The sequence below is a fragment of the Sphingomonas sp. P4_G3 genome, from assembly GCF_056401105.1.
Window position 1 is genome coordinate 39004 of record NZ_JBFUJZ010000001.1, and the last position, 15134, is coordinate 54137.

The window sequence follows — 15134 nt, forward strand, 5'->3', positions numbered from 1 at the left end:
TCCTGTCACGGACGCTAGGGTGGCCGGCGTTGTCGCTCATCGATAGGAAATCCCCGAGACGTTCGGTCCGATGGCGAGCAGGTCGGGAGAAGGCCCGGTCAAGCGGGTCCCCGCGATGCGCACGAACATGATGACGTTGGAACCCGACGGGTTGGACGAGCGGTCGATGCTGCCGGCCAAGACGTGCCCCTCTCCATTCTCTCATCGTTGGGTTGCGCCGACCGTCGGGACTCGCCGCATCGTCCAACCCTGCAGATCGTGCAGGTATAAGTTATCGATATCAATGGATCTTCGGATTGTCATCCGCCAGAACGTCGCCGACGGAGAGAGGGGTGCGCCACATGGGCCACGTCCTTCCGTTCGACAGGCGCGGTCGGTTGCGATCCTGACGGATATCGATATCAGCACGATCGAAGGAAGCCAGGCGGACATATCGACCGGTGAGGAGGGCTAAAGATGGGCGACACGAACCTGGTAGTCGGACGGCGCGACATTCTTGCCGGTCTGGGTACGGCCGCGATCGGATCGGCTTTGGCGATCCCAGCCCAAGGGAAAGTGTCCCACGGCTTGGTGGTCCGGTCCCCAGACGGACGCATTCGTCTCGAACTGCACCTGGCCCGTCCGGAATTGCCGCCGCGCTGGAGTGCTTCCTTCGAAGGGCGCTCGGTGCTTCGCGAAGGAAGCTTGGCGTTGCGTCTTCAGGACGGCTCGCTGCTGGGCCCGAATGCAAGCCTGACCGGACAGTCGCGGGCAAGCCACCGTGGCGTCTGGACCCCACCCTATGGAACGGCCGCGAGATACGACGAAAGCTACGAGGAGTTGACCGCGCTCTTTCGGGACGCGCGTCGTCAGGTCAGCTTTGCTGTGATCATCCGGGTGCACGATCATGGTTTCGCGCTCCGGTACAGGATCGAAACGGCTGCAAAGGCGGTGATCCGCCTATCCGCGGAAGAGACCGAGTTCGCATTGCCGCAGGGATCGAAGGTATGGAGCAGCAGAGACGAGGGGGAGTATCTGAAGTCCTCGGCGCTGCGCATGGACCCGGTCCCGGATCCCCCGCTCACACGCAGTTCCGACGCCGGCCCTATGGCGGACCTTCCGCTGACGGTCCTGACGCCCGATGGGCTCGCGCTTTCGCTCGCAGAGGCGGACCGGTTTGACTATCCCCGCCTTGCGTTTCGTCCTGGTCCGGCGGCAGACTGCATCCTGTCCCATCTGATGCGTTTTCCCGGTCGTGCGACGGGCTGGTCGGGCCCTGGCGACACACCGCCGGAGATGTCGTTCGATGTCGCTGTGCCCTTCTCGACTCCATGGCGGGTCGTGGCCGTTGCGCGCAGTCAGGTCGAACTCATCGATAGGGCCGGTCTGCCGGCATTGTTCGCTGCGCCGAACCGCCTCGGGAACACTGATTGGATCCGGCCCGGCAAGGCGGTCCGAGTGCGCGTACCCTATACGACTGCCCGGGCGCTCGCGTGCGTCGAATTCGCCAGACGTCGCAAGCTCTCCTACGTCCTCTTCGACGCGCACTGGTATGGTGACGGCACCGATCCCAGCGATGCGTCCGTCCCGGTTGTAGGTCTCGACATCGAAAGGGTGATCCGCGAGGCAAGGGCAGCCGGTGTCGGAACCCTGCTCTACGTTGACCGCGTCCCCGCGATGCGCCAGTTGCCGCAGCTTCTGTCGACCTACCGCCGATGGGGCGCTGCCGGCATGAAGTTCGGCTTCATGTGGGAAGGCCGTCAGAGCGACGTGCGGTTCGTCGACCGCCTCGTGGAGAAGTGTGGTCGCGCTGGCTTCGTCGTCAGCCTTCATGACGATTTGCGCCCAGCAGGCCTCGAACGTACCTGGCCAAACTACCTGTCGTTGGAAGGCGTCAGAGGGAACGAGCACTTCCCAACCGCGCGTCACAACGTGACGCTCCCGTTCACCCGCTGCATCGCGGGCCCGATAGACTACACGATTTGCTACGCTCTCGACCGAAACCAAACCACAAACGCGCACCAACTCGCGGCCGCGGTGGTCTATTACAGTCCGCTTACGCTGCTCTATTGGTATGACGAACCCGACAAGTTCGCGACCGGCAATTGGGACGCGCTCGAGTGGTTCGACGCGTGCCCGACTACGTGGGACGAAACCCGCGCGCTGTCCGGAGCTATCGGCGAGCACGTCGCGATCGCGCGCCGCAGCGGAAGCCGCTGGTTCGTCGGAGCCATGACGAACGAGGATGGGCGAAAACTTCGTCTCCCGCTCGCTTTCGTGAAGGCCGGCCATTGGACGGCAAGAATATTCTCTGATGGCGAACCCGCGGAACAGCCGTGGAGAACGCCGGTCATGATCTCGGAACGCCGGGTCGATTCGAACGATGTGCTCGAGCTGACGCTCGCCGCTTCCGGAGGCGCCGCAATAATCCTGACGCCCGCCTGAGGCCTATGCGTCCAGTCTGGCGGTCGATCCGCGGACTTGAAGGGTGAAGTCGCAACGTCGGTGATGCGTCTCGACCCGCTCGCCGGTTCGGCGCTGACGCGCCATCTCGAATAGGATCTCGACAGCCGCCGATGCCATCTGGGCCAGCGGCTGATGGATGGTGGTGAGCTGCGGCCACACGGTGGAGGCTATTGGCGTGTCGTCGAAGCCGGCCACGCTGAGCTCCCCCGGCACCCGGATGCCGAGACCGTGCGCGACCGCCAGGATGGCTGCCGCCATGTCGTCGTTGCTTGCGAACACGGCCGTAGGGCGGGCTCGCGCCTTGCGCTCGAGCAGCTCGCGTCCGACGGAGAGGCCCGACCGGTAGGTGAAGTCGCCGTTGGCCATGAAGTCGTCCTTCGGCGGAACCCCCGCCTCCGCCATCGCGGCGCGGAATCCCTCCTCTCGCGCCCTGGCCGTGGAGTGCAGCGGGTCGCCGCGCACGAAGGCGATCTCGCGATGGCCAAGCGTGAGCAGATGGCGAGCCAAGCTCCGTGCCCCCTCGAAGTCGTCGATCGACACCGAGGAGGAATACGAGCGCGGGTCGGCCGATGCGAAGCTGAGGGCGGGGATTTGCGCGTTCCACAGGACCTCCATCGCCTCCATGTCGTCGCAGAGCGGTGGAGGCAGGACCAGACCGTCCACGCCGAGTTCGACGATCTTGCGGACCGCATCGACGCCTCGCGGATGACCGGCCGTCGGTTCGATGACCAACTGGCAGCCGAGACGAGCGCTCTCGGTGAAGGCGCCCATCAGGAATTCGCCGAGGTTGGAGGACCGAGGATTGCTGAAGAGCACGCCGAGCTTGACCGTGCCCGACCGCGCGGCGCGGGCGGCCAAGTTGGGCACGTAGCTCAAGTCGCGAATCGCGGCCTCCACCCTCTCGCGCAGGTTGGCGCGGACACCCTTGGCGCCGTTGACGACGCGCGAGACCGTCATGGAGGAGACGCCTGCGTGCCGGGCGACGTCGTGCACGGTCGCCCCGTGCCGACGGGTCACATCAGACCCCTCGCCTCCGGCCGTCGTCGCTTCGTCCTGCTTGCGCGCCATCAGTCCACTGCCGCTCCCCATCGGCGCCAGTCCGCGGGTGCGGATGGCGTTCTACAGTCGAGGCAGGTCGGCGCACGCCGCTTCCGCCTTATTAGCTTCCTCTCGCGGTCGCGCGACATGTCGTCGCGCGTCGTCGATATCAATTATCAGATAACGATACCAACCGTTTCGCATATGGCAAGCGGACTTACGTATGCACGCGATCATGGCAAATCTGTCACGCTGGCGGCTAGTAGAAGCTCGTCAGAGCAGCTTTTTCCCCAGAGAACCTTCTGCAAACGCCAAGGTGGGCGACTTTTCAGCGGCCTCGACGCGATCATCGCAATTGACCTCAAATTAAGTCAGACAATTTCCTATTGCATGGATTGTCAGTTATCGTTACCAGATTCGAATACCGATCTAGGTCGGTGGAAGAGCGGAAACCGCCGAGAGGGTGTTGAAACCGGGCGTCGCTGATTGCGGCTGCCCCACGTCTCCTCGGTTGGCTTCGGCTTCGCCGCACTGGCAAAAGACCAGAACAGAGGAGGGGATAGGATGAATACGAAGATTTCGACGATCGCGGTGCTGCTGTGCACGACCGCCGTTACGCCCGCATTCGCTCAGAAGGCTGATGCGCCCGTAGCCGCCGCGGCGAGCCAGAGCCAACCCACCGCGGACCAGGCCGCCGAGATCGTGGTGACTGGCGTCCGCCAGAGCCTTAAGACTTCCACCGCCGTCAAGCGCAACGCGCCCGAGGTGGTCGACTCCATCTCGTCCGACGACATCGGCAAGCTGCCCGATCTCAACGTCGCCGAGACGCTGACCCGCGTTCCGGGTGTCCAGGCCTACCGCTTCGGTGGCGAGGCGGCATCGCCCGTCGGTCAGGGCAGTGGCCTCACCATCCGCGGCCTCACCGGGCAGACGGCGTCACGCGTCGACGGTCGCGCCTACTTCACCGCTGGCCAGCGCGAGTTCAACGTCGAGGGCGCCTCGCCCGGCACCGTTGCTGGCATCGACGTCTACAAGAACCCGACGGCCGACCATATAGAGGGCGCGATCGGCGGTCTCGTCGACATCCGCACCCGCCAGCCACTGGACTTCAAGGGCACGACCGTGACGGTCGCGCTCGGCGGCCACTACAACGATCTTGGCAAGAAGCTCACGCCCGACGTGTTCCTTCTGGGCTCGTCGCGCTGGAAGGCGGGCGATGGCGAGATGGGTTTCCTGATCTCCGGCAACTATTCGAAATCGTTCAACCGCGGTGACAACGATCCTGCCAACGGCGGCCTGAACTTGCGGCGCGCGATCGCAGCGAACAGCGCTGAATATGTCGGCAATGCCGCCTACAACCAAGCCTATGCCGGACGGTCGGATGTGTCGGTCCTGGTTCCCGTCGCCGATCCGAGCACACTCACCGCAGCACAGCGGGCAAACGTCATTTCGGCGGTCGCAGAGACGAACAACAACAACGAGGAAGACTATATGCGCACCCGCATGGGTGTCAGCGCCGCCTTTCAATGGAAGCCAAGTCCGCAACTCGAATTCTACGTCAACGGGACCTACAACGATTACCTGTACCACCAGCGCTACCGCTTCCTGAACACGGCCGACAGCGCCTACGTGCAGAACCTCGTGACCATTCCGTTCACGATCGACGAAGCCTTGGCGAACCGGAACTCGAACGGCGGCAGCAACGACGTGCTGGCCAACGCGCGACTGGGGGGCGGCACGTTCCTCAATTCGGGCCTATCCACCACGGGTGGCGAGGAACACCATCGCTACCAAACCGGCATCGTTGCGACGGGGTTCAAATGGAAGCCGACCGATCATCTCGATGCGAACTTCGACTTCTCCTACATCAAAGCGCGGCAGATCCAGGACAACCGGTCGGTCACACTTCTCCCGAAGGCCGGCGAGACGTGGAGCATCACCCGCGACCTCACGACCAAGGTGCCTCAGCTGTCTATCGCGGGTCCGGACCTTACCAGTCCCGCGACGTGGGTTTATGGGCAGTATTCCAACAGCACCAATCAGGTCTTCAATGATAACGGCGTTTCCGTTGCTCTTGACCTCAAGTATCGCTTCGATGACAGTTTCTTGAAGGACATCAAGTTCGGCGGACGTTTCGCCACGCAGCGCGATCACTACAAGAACTATTCCTACGGTGGAAAATACCTGACCACCAACGGCCTTGCGCTGACCGCCAACCAGTCGAACGCGATTCCGGTCACCAGCGCGCCGGATGTCGTCGAATTCTCGCCTGACAATTTCCAGAACGGCCAGGCCGGCTATTCGGGGGGCTACCTCGTTTACAGCCCGGACGGTCTTACCGGAAATCAGGTTCGCGACCGCTTTACGGCGGCGGGCATTCCGGCAAATGACGCCATCCCGGAAAATCTGTTAAACCGCCGCTATTTCAGCGAGAAGACCTATGCCGGCTATGCGGTCGCCGACTTCGGCTTTTTTGACGACTTCATCACGGGCAATGCCGGCGTGCGCGTCGTCAAGACCGATACTTTCGTCCGGGCCGAGGTCACCGACCTCACAGGGCCGACCCCGGTGATCCGTCCGAACTCGACGAACTCGTCCTATACGGACGTGCTTCCGACGGTGAACCTCAAGGCGCAGATCACGGATCGGGCGATCATCCGCTTGGGCTACGGCAAGGGTCTCACGCGCCCTGACCTCAGTTCGCTAAACCCGACAATCATCGTCAACCCGACGAACGGCACGGGCAGCGTCGGCAATCCCAACCTGAAGCCCCAGCGTGCCGACAGCTACGACGTCTCGTTCGAATACTATCAGTCGCCGGTGAACTATGCGGCGGTCGACTTCTTCTACAAACGGATCGATGGCTTCTTCAGTGGCATCTCGACGTGTCAGACGGTGCCAACGGCACCCGCCTATACGCAGATCGTGCCGAATAGCTGCACCGGTGGGCAGTATTTCGTGACCCAGACGATCAATGCGCAGCGGGGCTCGGCCAAGGGTGTGGAGGCGACGGTTCAGACCTTCTTCGACTATCCCTTCGTGCCGGACTTCCTGCACCAGTTCGGCGCCAGCGGGACGTTCACCTATGCGGATACCAAGAATCCGCTGGTCCTGAACGGCATCCGCACGATCACGCCGCAGCCGCTGACCTCGAAGTACAATTACTCTCTTCAGGGTTTCTTCGACAACGGCACCATCTCGGCGCGTGTCGTCTACACCTGGCGCTCGCCTTCGGTGCTGTTCGGCATCTCGGCCAACCCGATCGATGGTCGCTATATCAAGGCGTATGGCCTTCTGGACGCATCGGTGACGGTGAAGCTCCCGGTGGGGCTGTCGCTGGCGCTCAGCGTGGCGAACATCACGAACAATGCGGCCGACCGCTATGTCGGCGAGCCGGCCCTGGCGACGCGCATCCTGCGCCAGCATTTTGTGAACGGACGCAACTTTGGCGCCACGCTGCGCTATACCTTTGGCGGCTGACGCCGACAGGTCTCTTTCCGATGGGGCGCCTTCGGGCGCCCCTATTTTTTGGCCGGGTTGTTGAGGTCGCAACCTCAGACATCCGCTGGCCACCCCGGGCGTTGAGACCATCGTGACGCCGCCCGAACTTCGAAGTTCCGGCTAACTCCGGATGAATGCGAGGACGTCTGCGTTGAGCTCGTCGGCATGCATGGTGTGCACGCCGTGCGACGCGCCGGAGTAGATATTGGGCGGGCTGACCTGCGGCAGCTCGTTCTGCTTCAGCGCCGCGCTCTTTATCCTCGAGGCTGCCGCACCGGACAGGTGGCGTTTCGCTATGGATCTGATATCGATACCTGGAAATAGCATGTCCGGCGATCTATGCAACGCGCGGATGGCCAAGATCCTTTGGTATCCACGACGACTCGTCCTAGGCACCGAGGTCGGCTAACGTCAGGCCGCAAGGACCGGGGGTGCGATGAAGGGCGACAAGAAGAAGCGGACCAACGAGCCGGGAACAGGCCGGAACCAGGCGGTCACGATCCATGACGTGGCGAAACACGCGGGCGTCTCTTCGATGACCGCCTCGCGGGTCGTGAACCAGCGTCATCACGTGAGCGGAGAGATGCGCGAGCGCGTAATGGCATCGGTGCGCGCGCTCGGCTACAAGCCCAATCTCGCCGCCAGGGCCGCACGAAGCGGAAACCTGCAGATCGGTCTTCTATATTCGAACCCGAACTCGTCCAACCTAAGCGCCTTCCTGATGGGGGCGTTCCTGCAGGCTGGAAAGCTTGGCTACCAGCTTCTCGTCGAGCCGACGGCGACGCATCCGACCCATATCGCAGCCGTCCGCAAGCTCGTCGAGCACAGGGTGGAGGCCCTCATACTGCCCCCGCCGCTGTGCGACGACGAGGAGATACTTAGGATGCTGCGCAAGCGCGGCGTCACGGCGGTCGCTTTCACGACTGCCAAGCCGCGATCCGACACGTCGGCGGTACTGATCGACGACTACAAGGGTGCTGCGATGATGACCGAGCGGCTCATCGCCCTCGGCCACCGCGATATCGCCTTCGTTAGGGGCGACATGAAGCATTCAACCGCTGTGCGGCGAGAGGAAGGCTTCCGTGCGGCCATGGCCGACGCCGAGATCGAGGTACGGCCCGAGTGGATCGTCGACGGCGACTTCACCTATCGCGGCGGGCTCGAAGCCGGCCGCAGGCTGCTCGACGCGAAGGTGCGGCCGAGCGCGGTGTTCGCGAGCAACGACGACATGGCGACCGCCATACTCGCGGTCGCGCACGGGCTGGGGCTCGCCATCCCGGGCGACGTGAGCGTGGCCGGCTTCGACGACACCCCGGTCGCCACTGCAGTCTGGCCCGAACTCGCCACCATCCACCAGCCGATCGCGGACATGGCGGCGCAGGCAATCCTGCTCGCATTGGAAGGCCTCCGCCGACGTCGCGAGGGCGAGGCGGCCTCGATCATGCATCGTCACGCGGACCTGGAACTGGTCGAGCGAGCATCGATCGGTGTCGCGCCCAAGGTGAAGGCCAAGCGCTCGTAGCAACGACGCTTTCTGAAGACAGGCTTCCCTTGCGTCGCCCGCCCGCCTGGCGCATGATCTGGTATCGATCACAAAAAAGCCGCCAGCGGGCGGCGCGAGGGGACGGATGGGAAGCTTGGCGGGCCGCCGCAATTACATTCTGCTAAGCGCGTTCGTTTTCTGCTTCTTCTTTGCGCAGGCGGCGTCGATTTCGCTGCTTTCGATCTGGCTGACGCAGACACTGCACCTGAGCGGCGTCCAGGTGGGCACCGTGTTCTCGGCGAACTTCGTCGCGGCAATGATCAGTCAGCCCGTTTACGGCTACATCTCGGACCGTATGGGATTCCGACGCATCGTGCCGGCCGCGATCGCGATCCTCGTCGTGTTTGCTGGCGTCTTCTTCACCTTCGTCTACGGCCCGCTCCTCAGGACCGACGTCCTGGCGGGCGCCGTCGTCGGCGGTGCCTATATCGGCGTCACCTTCGTTGCCGGCAGCTACGCGGTCGAATCCTACGTGGATCGGGTCAGCCGCAGGGACGGCTTCGAATACAGCCGGGCGCGCCTCTGGGGGTCGCTCGGCTTCGCCTCGGCCGCCCTGTTCTCGGGTCGCCTGTACAACCTCGATCCGCGAATCAACTTCTTCATGGCGTCCGCCGCCGGACTGCTGCTCCTTCCGCTCATTTTCGCCGCGAGAACGCAGGATGGCGTCTCGTCCGATGCGCCTCGTGCCTCTCTGCGTCTGGGTGATTCGCTTGCCGTGCTCCGTATGCCCCGGTTCTGGGGGTTCATGGTGCTCATCCTGGGCGTCACCGACCTTTACCTGGTCTACGACCAGCAGTTCCCTTTCTACTTCTCGTCACTGTTCCCGACCCGGCTGATGGGCAACGCCATGTTCGGCTACCTCAACTCCGCGCAGATCTTCGTCGAGGCGGGGATGATGTTCGTGGCTCCGATCATCGTGCGGCGGACGGGCGCCACGCGCGGCCTGCTGATCGCGAGCGGCATCATGATCCTCCGTATCGCGGCGTCGGGGCTGGCCGTCGGCCCCGTCACCATCTCGATGTGCAAGATGCTGCACTCGATCGAGCTGCCTATCCTGCTCGTCTCGGTGTTCCGCTACATCGCGCACCATTTCGAGGCGCGGGTGGCGTCGACCGTGTATCTCGTGGGATTTAGCTTTGGGCACTCGCTCGGACTTGCTGTCCTCTCGCCGGTCGCCGGGGTGCTCTACGACCATATCGGTTTCCAACCAACCTACTTCGCTATCGCCGCGTTCGCCCTGGTGTTCTGGCTGCTTTCATTCCTCACGCTGTCGCCCACGCCGCCCGAGACGGCGAAAGCGCGCCACGCAGGACGCGAGCCGCTGCCCCAGACCGCTGGTGGCACGGAAACGATCTGACCGGAGCCCAGATGTCCACCTTGCCTGATTTCCTTTCCAACCCGTCGCACGTCGACGCCATCATCGACCGCGCCCTCGCCCGGCTCGACCGGGCTATGCCCGACTTCCGCACCGCATGGCCCGCTCCCTCAAGCGTCGGCGGCCTCTATCCGCCGATCGCCAACGTCGAGTGGACCAACGGATTCTGGACGGGCATGCTGTGGCTCGCGTGGCAGCTGCGGGGCCAGGCTCTCCACCTGGACGCGGCGACGGACCAGATCGCGAGCTTCGCGCGCCGGGTCGACACTCGCACGGCGGTCGACCACCACGATCTTGGCTTCCTCTACACGCTGTCGTGCACGGCGGGCTGGCGCCTGTCCGGCGATGAGACCGCGCGGCGGGCGGCGCTGGACGCGGCTGCCCTCCTGCTCGCGCGATACGATCCGGTGGCGCGGGTCATCCAGGCGTGGGGAGACATGGCGGATCCCGATCAGCGCGGGCGCATGATCATCGACTGCAACCTCAACCTGCCGCTGCTCTGGTGGGCGGCGGCCGAGACGGGTGACGATCGGTATCGACGGGCGGCGGACGCTCACGTCGCCCAGGCAGCCCGCTATCTCGTGCGCCCGGATCACTCGACCTATCACACGTTCTATATGGACACCCAGACGGGGAAGCCGCGCTTCGGGTCTACCCACCAGGGCTTCTCCGACGACAGCTGCTGGGCGCGCGGACAGGCCTGGGGCATCTACGGATTCGCGCTCGCCTTCCGCCACACCGGCGACCCGGCCTATCTCGACCTCGCCTGCCGCCTCGCGGACTACTTGCTCGAACGGATGCCGAGCGACGGCATCTGCTGCTGGGATCTGGTCTTCACCGCCGATGAGGACATGCGCGACAGCTCCGCTGCGGCGATCGCCGCGTGCGGTCTCCTCGAGATTGCCGGCTCGCTTCCGGTCTCTGATGCGGCACGTGGGCGATACGCCGATGCCGCAGTTCGCATGGTGGCGGAACTCGACCGCGGATACCTCGCGCCGCTTGAGGGCTCGAACGGAATTCTCGCCCATGGGGTGTATCACTGGCCGAACGGCGTCGGCGTGGACGAATGCTGCATCTGGGGCGACTATTTCTACCTCGAGGCGCTCATGCGGCTGCGCGACCCTTGGCGGCCCTACTGGGCATGAGGATCGAATCCCGTCAACTCGGCCGAACGGGTATCGAGCTGCCGCTCCTAGGCGTGGGCTGCAGCAGTCTCGGCGACCGAGGCCAAAGAATGACGCAGTGGGATGCCGACGCATTGGTGGGCGTGGCATTGGACGAGGGCGCGACGTATTTCGACGTCGCCCCCTATTACGGTTTCGGTCAGGCCGAACGCCGCCTCGGCGATACGCTGAGGCGGGCCGACCGCTCCCGGGCCCTCCTTTCGACGAAGGTGGGCCGCCTGCTGGTGCCCGATGCGGACCTCGACACATCCCGGCCGCGCAGCGGCTTTCACAGCGCCATGCCCTTCCGACCCGAATTCGACTACAGCTACGATGGTGTGATGCGTTCGCACGACGCAAGCCTCCAGCGGCTCGGTCTGGCGCGTATCGACATCCTTCTGGTCCACGACATCGGCGAATTCGCACATGGTTCCGATCACGGACGAAGGTTGGCGGAATTCCTGGACGGCGGCCTGATTGCGCTTCGCGAACTCAAGGCCGCGGGCCGCATCGACGCATTTGGTCTTGGCGTGAACGAGACCGCGATCTGCCATCAAGTGTTGGACGAAACCGAGCTAGACAGCATCCTCCTCGCGAGCCGCTACACGCTGCTGGAACAGGACAGTCTCGACTTGCTTGACCGGTGCTGGGAAGCGAGCACCTCGATCATCGCGGGCGGGCCTTACAACACGGGCCTTCTCGCCGGCGGCACCCGCCGGGCAGGCGCTCTGCGTTACGATTACGGCGCAGCGCCCACGCATATCATCGATCGGGTGACGCGGATCGAAGAGGTCTGCGACCGTCACGGTGTGCTGATCGCGGCCGCAGCGCTGCAGTTTCCCCTGGGTCACCCCGCTGTCGCCTCGGTCCTTCCGGGCATCGGCAGTGCGGCGCGCTGTGCCGAGACGATCGCGCTATTGCGCAGGCCGATACCGCCTGAATTCTGGGAAGACCTCCGCGCCGCAGGCCTGCTGTCGGTCGCGGCTCCCGTGCCATCGGCGGATGGCGCCGTCTGACGCGCCGGGCGGGCATATTTCATTGTCCCGGCGTGTGGATGTTGTCCGGGCCCCCGGCGGCTGATGCATCGACATCCGTCCAATCTGTGCCGGATCGTGCGGCTTGAGCGTGAAGTCCGTCTTGGACCGATCGTTCACCAGCCGGTTTCCGGGCGCCAGGCCGAAGTCCTCGTCGGCGCTGATCGCGGGGTTCACCTCCCACGGCCCGAGAATGTTCTTCGCCCGCGCCGCGGGCATCCGCATTCGCCCGTCCGACCAGGCGCTCAGGATGAAATATTGGTCGCCGATTTTATAGCGGTGCGATCCCTCGCCCATCTGCGAGTCCTTCGGAAAGAGCTCACGCTCATTGCCCGGCACGATTCCGCTCAGGTCCGGTTTCAACTCGGCCAGCTTCAGGTTGCGATATCCCCAGACCGCGTAGATTTTGCCGTTGTCCAAGGGCACCGAGAGAGGAGCCGTCGGTCCAAAGCGAACTCGTCTCTGGAAGTTGGCTTCGACCGAAGGCTCAAAAAGCGGCCATTCGCGAGCATCGGCATGTTTCGGCCATCGCCTTGGCGCTCGTAACGTACGGCTGCCGCCCGGGTTTTAGCCATCGAGCCGCCGTTACCGGCTCCGGCGACACTAATTCGCGTGGCCGCTGGTGATGTGCAGAATGTTGCCGTCCGGATCCCTGAACCAGATCACGCTTAGCGCCCCCCTGACATGGACTCCCTCGACCACCTTGTCGAAACCCTCGGGATATTCGTCGAGCGTCACCCCCTTAGCGCGCAAGGCGGCGGCGACTAATTCGATTTCGTCGCCGACCGCCCAGATCACGGCATCTGCCCGGTTGGTCCCGGCAAAATCGCTGCGATAGATATTGAGCTTGGTCTCACCGGTCGCGAAAACGAAGCCGTTGCCGTGATCGGCGATCAGCGGCAGGCCGAGTATCTCGCCGTAGAAGGCCTTGGCCCGAGCGAGATCGGTACACGGCACGATCGCCGACGAAGCGTAGTTTTTGAGCATGTCGTATCCTGTTAGCCGATCGCGGGTGGATCACTGGCCGGAAAGCTTTCCTCGAGCGCTTCATCGAGCTCATGCTCGAGGCGCATTTGCCGGTCGTCGGTCGGCCGCCCGGCCAACCATAGCGCCAGGTTGCGCACATAGGTTCGGATCGAAGCCTGCGCTTCCGGCGAGTGGGCGAGCCCGTCGCCCGGCAGCTCGCTGACAAAGCTCGGACAACCCTTGTTCGGATCCCAATTGTAATCGGCGAAATGGTGAAAAGTGGACTGGGCAATCGCGGGCCCACCGTTCGGCGTCGGCTCGAAGGCCACCACAAGGTTGAACTGTCTACCGCTCACCTTGCTCACGCCCGTGGCGATGACGCGCGCGGCAGGATCTTCGGCGGGCGCGTCGACCGCCCCTTCGTGCGGATGTGCGGGGAAATAGCGGATCAGCCCGTCCGGCGCCCCCCGGTCCTGCAGCACTGGGTGGGGCGGATCGACCACGCTGACCTGCTGGAAGTCGCCATTCGCGCCTGAGTGGTAATTGGGCCAGAGGATGTAGCCGGTCTCGCGATCGTCGATCACCCGGCGGCTGGGATCGGGGTCGAGATGGCTGCTGTGGAAGAAATGCGCGGCACCGACGCCGCCCAGCGTGCAGACCGAGCAGCCCAAGTCCATATGGTCGCGCGTTACCAGCAGGCCGCGCCCGGCTTCACGGAACCGGCCGATCGCCGCGCAGTCTTCGGGATCGAGCCCGTCGCCGGTGTCGACTGCGAACAGCCAGAGCTCGTCGAAATCCGAGCGGTCGATTGTCGAGAGTATCGGATCGGGGCTGCCCGGCGCGGTGCGATCCCGGGCCGTCACGTCGCAGAGCAGTGCCCCATCCTCATCGGTCAACCCGGCGAGATAGTCGCGCAGCATCGAGAAGCGGCCGATATTCCAGTCGTCCGCGGTTCCCGGGATCGTCGTCTGGAGCAGGATACGGATCGGCGACAACATTCATTCCTCCTGGGCATTGGAAGAGCCGGACAGGTGGGACGCTCGACTGCCATTTCGTCGGCCGCAGGGTGAAATCGGAAAAACCCCTGCGTTCATCATCCCTGTCGCGTCCGATTAACACGGCTCCCCAAGCTGCTCCAATGTTTCGACCGGAGCCTCGGCTCGCTTTGTCGCGCGTTTGCGCGGCTGCCGCATCTGGCCAGGGGAGGGGCGCGGCCAAGACCTTGGGGGGTAGGGGGCTGAACCAAGGGACAGGTGACGCGTAGGAGCCCTCGCGCCCATCTCCGGATGAAGGCAGTTCAGGAGGAACATATGGCATTGCTCACCGGCAAGACGGCGATGATCACGGGCGGCACCAACGGCATCGGTTTCGCGATGGCCAGGTTGTTCGCATCCGAGGGCGCGCAGGTGATCGTCTCCGGGCGTCGCGAAGACGCGGCGAAGGAAGCGGCCCGGCAGATCGGGCCCGGGGCCGCATACATCCTGGGCGATGTCGCCGATCCTGCATTCCACGCCAGGGCGGCCGACGAGATCGCCAAGCGGTTCGGCGGGCTCGACATCTATGTCGCCAATGCCGGGATCAACACGATCCGTCATTCCGGCCAGGTGCCCGAGGCGGAGTATGATGCACAGTTCGCGACCAATACGCGCGGCGTGTTCATCGGCGTGCAGAAGATCGCGCCGATCCTGCGCGATCAGGGTGCGATCGTGATCACCGGCTCGCTGGCCAGCGAGAAGGTGCTCGACGGTCATGCCGTCTATGCGGGTTCCAAGGCGGCGATCGGTGCCTTCGCGCGCAGCTGGGCGCTTGAGCTCAAGGACCGCGGCATCCGCGTCAATGTATTGAGCCCGGGGCCGACCGATACCGAAATCCTGGGCAAGCTTGGCGTCACACCTGAACAGCGCCCGGCCTTCGAGGCGCAGATGGCGGCGGCGATCCCGCTCGGGCGGTTGGGGCGCCCGGAGGAGTTGGCCAGTGCGGCACTGTTCCTCGCGTCCAACATGAGCAGCTTCATCACCGGCGTGACCCTGCGCGTCGATGGTGGGATGGCGCTGCTTTAGACTCGTTTT

General features: G+C 64.2%; 13 protein-coding genes. 7 read left to right on the forward strand and 6 right to left on the reverse strand.

The features are described 5' to 3' along the window. Window positions 1-36: 36 nt before the first annotated feature. Window positions 37-180, reverse strand: a complete 144-nt coding sequence (locus AC1DQQ_RS00190; protein WP_478032717.1) for a hypothetical protein — start codon at window positions 178-180, stop codon at window positions 37-39. 276 nt (window positions 181-456) lie between these two features. On the opposite strand from AC1DQQ_RS00190, the gene AC1DQQ_RS00195 reads away from it, so the two are divergent. After that, window positions 457-2424 (forward strand): glycoside hydrolase family 97 protein, encoded by a 1968-nt coding sequence (locus tag AC1DQQ_RS00195; protein ID WP_478032715.1) that lies wholly within the window; start codon window positions 457-459, stop codon window positions 2422-2424. A 3-nt stretch (window positions 2425-2427) separates the two neighbouring features. Here AC1DQQ_RS00195 and AC1DQQ_RS00200 read toward each other — a convergent pair whose 3' ends face one another. Continuing rightward, entirely contained in the window at window positions 2428-3513 is a 1086-nt protein-coding gene (locus AC1DQQ_RS00200) for a LacI family DNA-binding transcriptional regulator (RefSeq protein ID WP_478032714.1), read from the reverse strand. Between the two features lie 534 nt (window positions 3514-4047). Between AC1DQQ_RS00200 and AC1DQQ_RS00205 the strand changes: the two genes are divergently transcribed. Then, the gene (locus tag AC1DQQ_RS00205; RefSeq protein WP_478032712.1) at window positions 4048-6963 is read left to right on the forward strand and encodes a TonB-dependent receptor; all 2916 of its coding nucleotides are present in this window, start codon (window positions 4048-4050) and stop codon (window positions 6961-6963) included. Between the two features lie 141 nt (window positions 6964-7104). Here AC1DQQ_RS00205 and AC1DQQ_RS00210 read toward each other — a convergent pair whose 3' ends face one another. After that, on the reverse strand, window positions 7105-7344 hold the full coding sequence (locus AC1DQQ_RS00210) for a hypothetical protein (RefSeq protein ID WP_478043924.1): 240 nt from the start codon (window positions 7342-7344) through the stop codon (window positions 7105-7107). Between the two features lie 76 nt (window positions 7345-7420). Here AC1DQQ_RS00210 and AC1DQQ_RS00215 point away from each other — a divergent pair, with 76 nt between their 5' ends. The 4 genes from AC1DQQ_RS00215 to AC1DQQ_RS00230 all read left to right on the forward strand — a co-directional run bounded on the left by AC1DQQ_RS00215 (window position 7421) and on the right by AC1DQQ_RS00230 (window position 12081). Beyond that, the gene (locus tag AC1DQQ_RS00215; protein ID WP_478032709.1) at window positions 7421-8506 is read left to right on the forward strand and encodes a LacI family DNA-binding transcriptional regulator; all 1086 of its coding nucleotides are present in this window, start codon (window positions 7421-7423) and stop codon (window positions 8504-8506) included. A 115-nt stretch (window positions 8507-8621) separates the two neighbouring features. Continuing rightward, entirely contained in the window at window positions 8622-9884 is a 1263-nt protein-coding gene (locus tag AC1DQQ_RS00220) for an oligosaccharide MFS transporter (protein ID WP_478032707.1), read from the forward strand. Between the two features lie 11 nt (window positions 9885-9895). Next, a complete protein-coding gene (locus tag AC1DQQ_RS00225) occupies window positions 9896-11047 on the forward strand; it encodes a glycoside hydrolase family 88 protein (protein WP_478032706.1) in 1152 nt (383 codons plus the stop codon). 89 nt (window positions 11048-11136) lie between these two features. Next, window positions 11137-12081 (forward strand): aldo/keto reductase, encoded by a 945-nt coding sequence (locus AC1DQQ_RS00230; protein ID WP_478043925.1) that lies wholly within the window; start codon window positions 11137-11139, stop codon window positions 12079-12081. Here the strand turns inward: AC1DQQ_RS00230 and AC1DQQ_RS00235 are convergent. The 3 genes from AC1DQQ_RS00235 to AC1DQQ_RS00245 all read right to left on the reverse strand — a co-directional run bounded on the left by AC1DQQ_RS00235 (window position 11980) and on the right by AC1DQQ_RS00245 (window position 14063). After that, entirely contained in the window at window positions 11980-12525 is a 546-nt protein-coding gene (locus tag AC1DQQ_RS00235; protein WP_478032702.1) for a hypothetical protein, read from the reverse strand. The genes AC1DQQ_RS00230 and AC1DQQ_RS00235 overlap by 102 nt on opposite strands. 177 nt (window positions 12526-12702) lie before the next feature. After that, window positions 12703-13086: a VOC family protein gene (locus AC1DQQ_RS00240; protein WP_478039722.1), complete on the reverse strand. Its 384-nt coding sequence runs from the start codon at window positions 13084-13086 to the stop codon at window positions 12703-12705. A gap of 11 nt (window positions 13087-13097) precedes the next feature. Further along, complete coding sequence (locus tag AC1DQQ_RS00245; protein ID WP_478043927.1) at window positions 13098-14063, reverse strand: hypothetical protein; 966 nt, start codon at window positions 14061-14063, stop codon at window positions 13098-13100. A gap of 312 nt (window positions 14064-14375) precedes the next feature. On the opposite strand from AC1DQQ_RS00245, the gene AC1DQQ_RS00250 reads away from it, so the two are divergent. After that, window positions 14376-15125 (forward strand): SDR family NAD(P)-dependent oxidoreductase, encoded by a 750-nt coding sequence (locus AC1DQQ_RS00250; RefSeq protein WP_478043928.1) that lies wholly within the window; start codon window positions 14376-14378, stop codon window positions 15123-15125. Window positions 15126-15134: the final 9 nt, after the last annotated feature.

What these genes read in the sequence shown, in the direction of transcription:
- AC1DQQ_RS00195 (WP_478032715.1), top strand. Translation starts at nt 457, where the DNA reads ATGGGCGACACGAACCTGGTAGTCGGACGGCGCGACATTCTTGCCGGT.
- AC1DQQ_RS00200 (WP_478032714.1), bottom strand. Translation starts at nt 3,513, where the DNA reads ATGGCGCGCAAGCAGGACGAAGCGACGACGGCCGGAGGCGAGGGGTCT.
- AC1DQQ_RS00205 (WP_478032712.1), top strand. Translation starts at nt 4,048, where the DNA reads ATGAATACGAAGATTTCGACGATCGCGGTGCTGCTGTGCACGACCGCC.
- AC1DQQ_RS00215 (WP_478032709.1), top strand. Translation starts at nt 7,421, where the DNA reads ATGAAGGGCGACAAGAAGAAGCGGACCAACGAGCCGGGAACAGGCCGG.
- AC1DQQ_RS00225 (WP_478032706.1), top strand. Translation starts at nt 9,896, where the DNA reads ATGTCCACCTTGCCTGATTTCCTTTCCAACCCGTCGCACGTCGACGCC.
- AC1DQQ_RS00230 (WP_478043925.1), top strand. Translation starts at nt 11,137, where the DNA reads ATGACGCAGTGGGATGCCGACGCATTGGTGGGCGTGGCATTGGACGAG.
- AC1DQQ_RS00240 (WP_478039722.1), bottom strand. Translation starts at nt 13,086, where the DNA reads ATGCTCAAAAACTACGCTTCGTCGGCGATCGTGCCGTGTACCGATCTC.
- AC1DQQ_RS00245 (WP_478043927.1), bottom strand. Translation starts at nt 14,063, where the DNA reads ATGTTGTCGCCGATCCGTATCCTGCTCCAGACGACGATCCCGGGAACC.
- AC1DQQ_RS00250 (WP_478043928.1), top strand. Translation starts at nt 14,376, where the DNA reads ATGGCATTGCTCACCGGCAAGACGGCGATGATCACGGGCGGCACCAAC.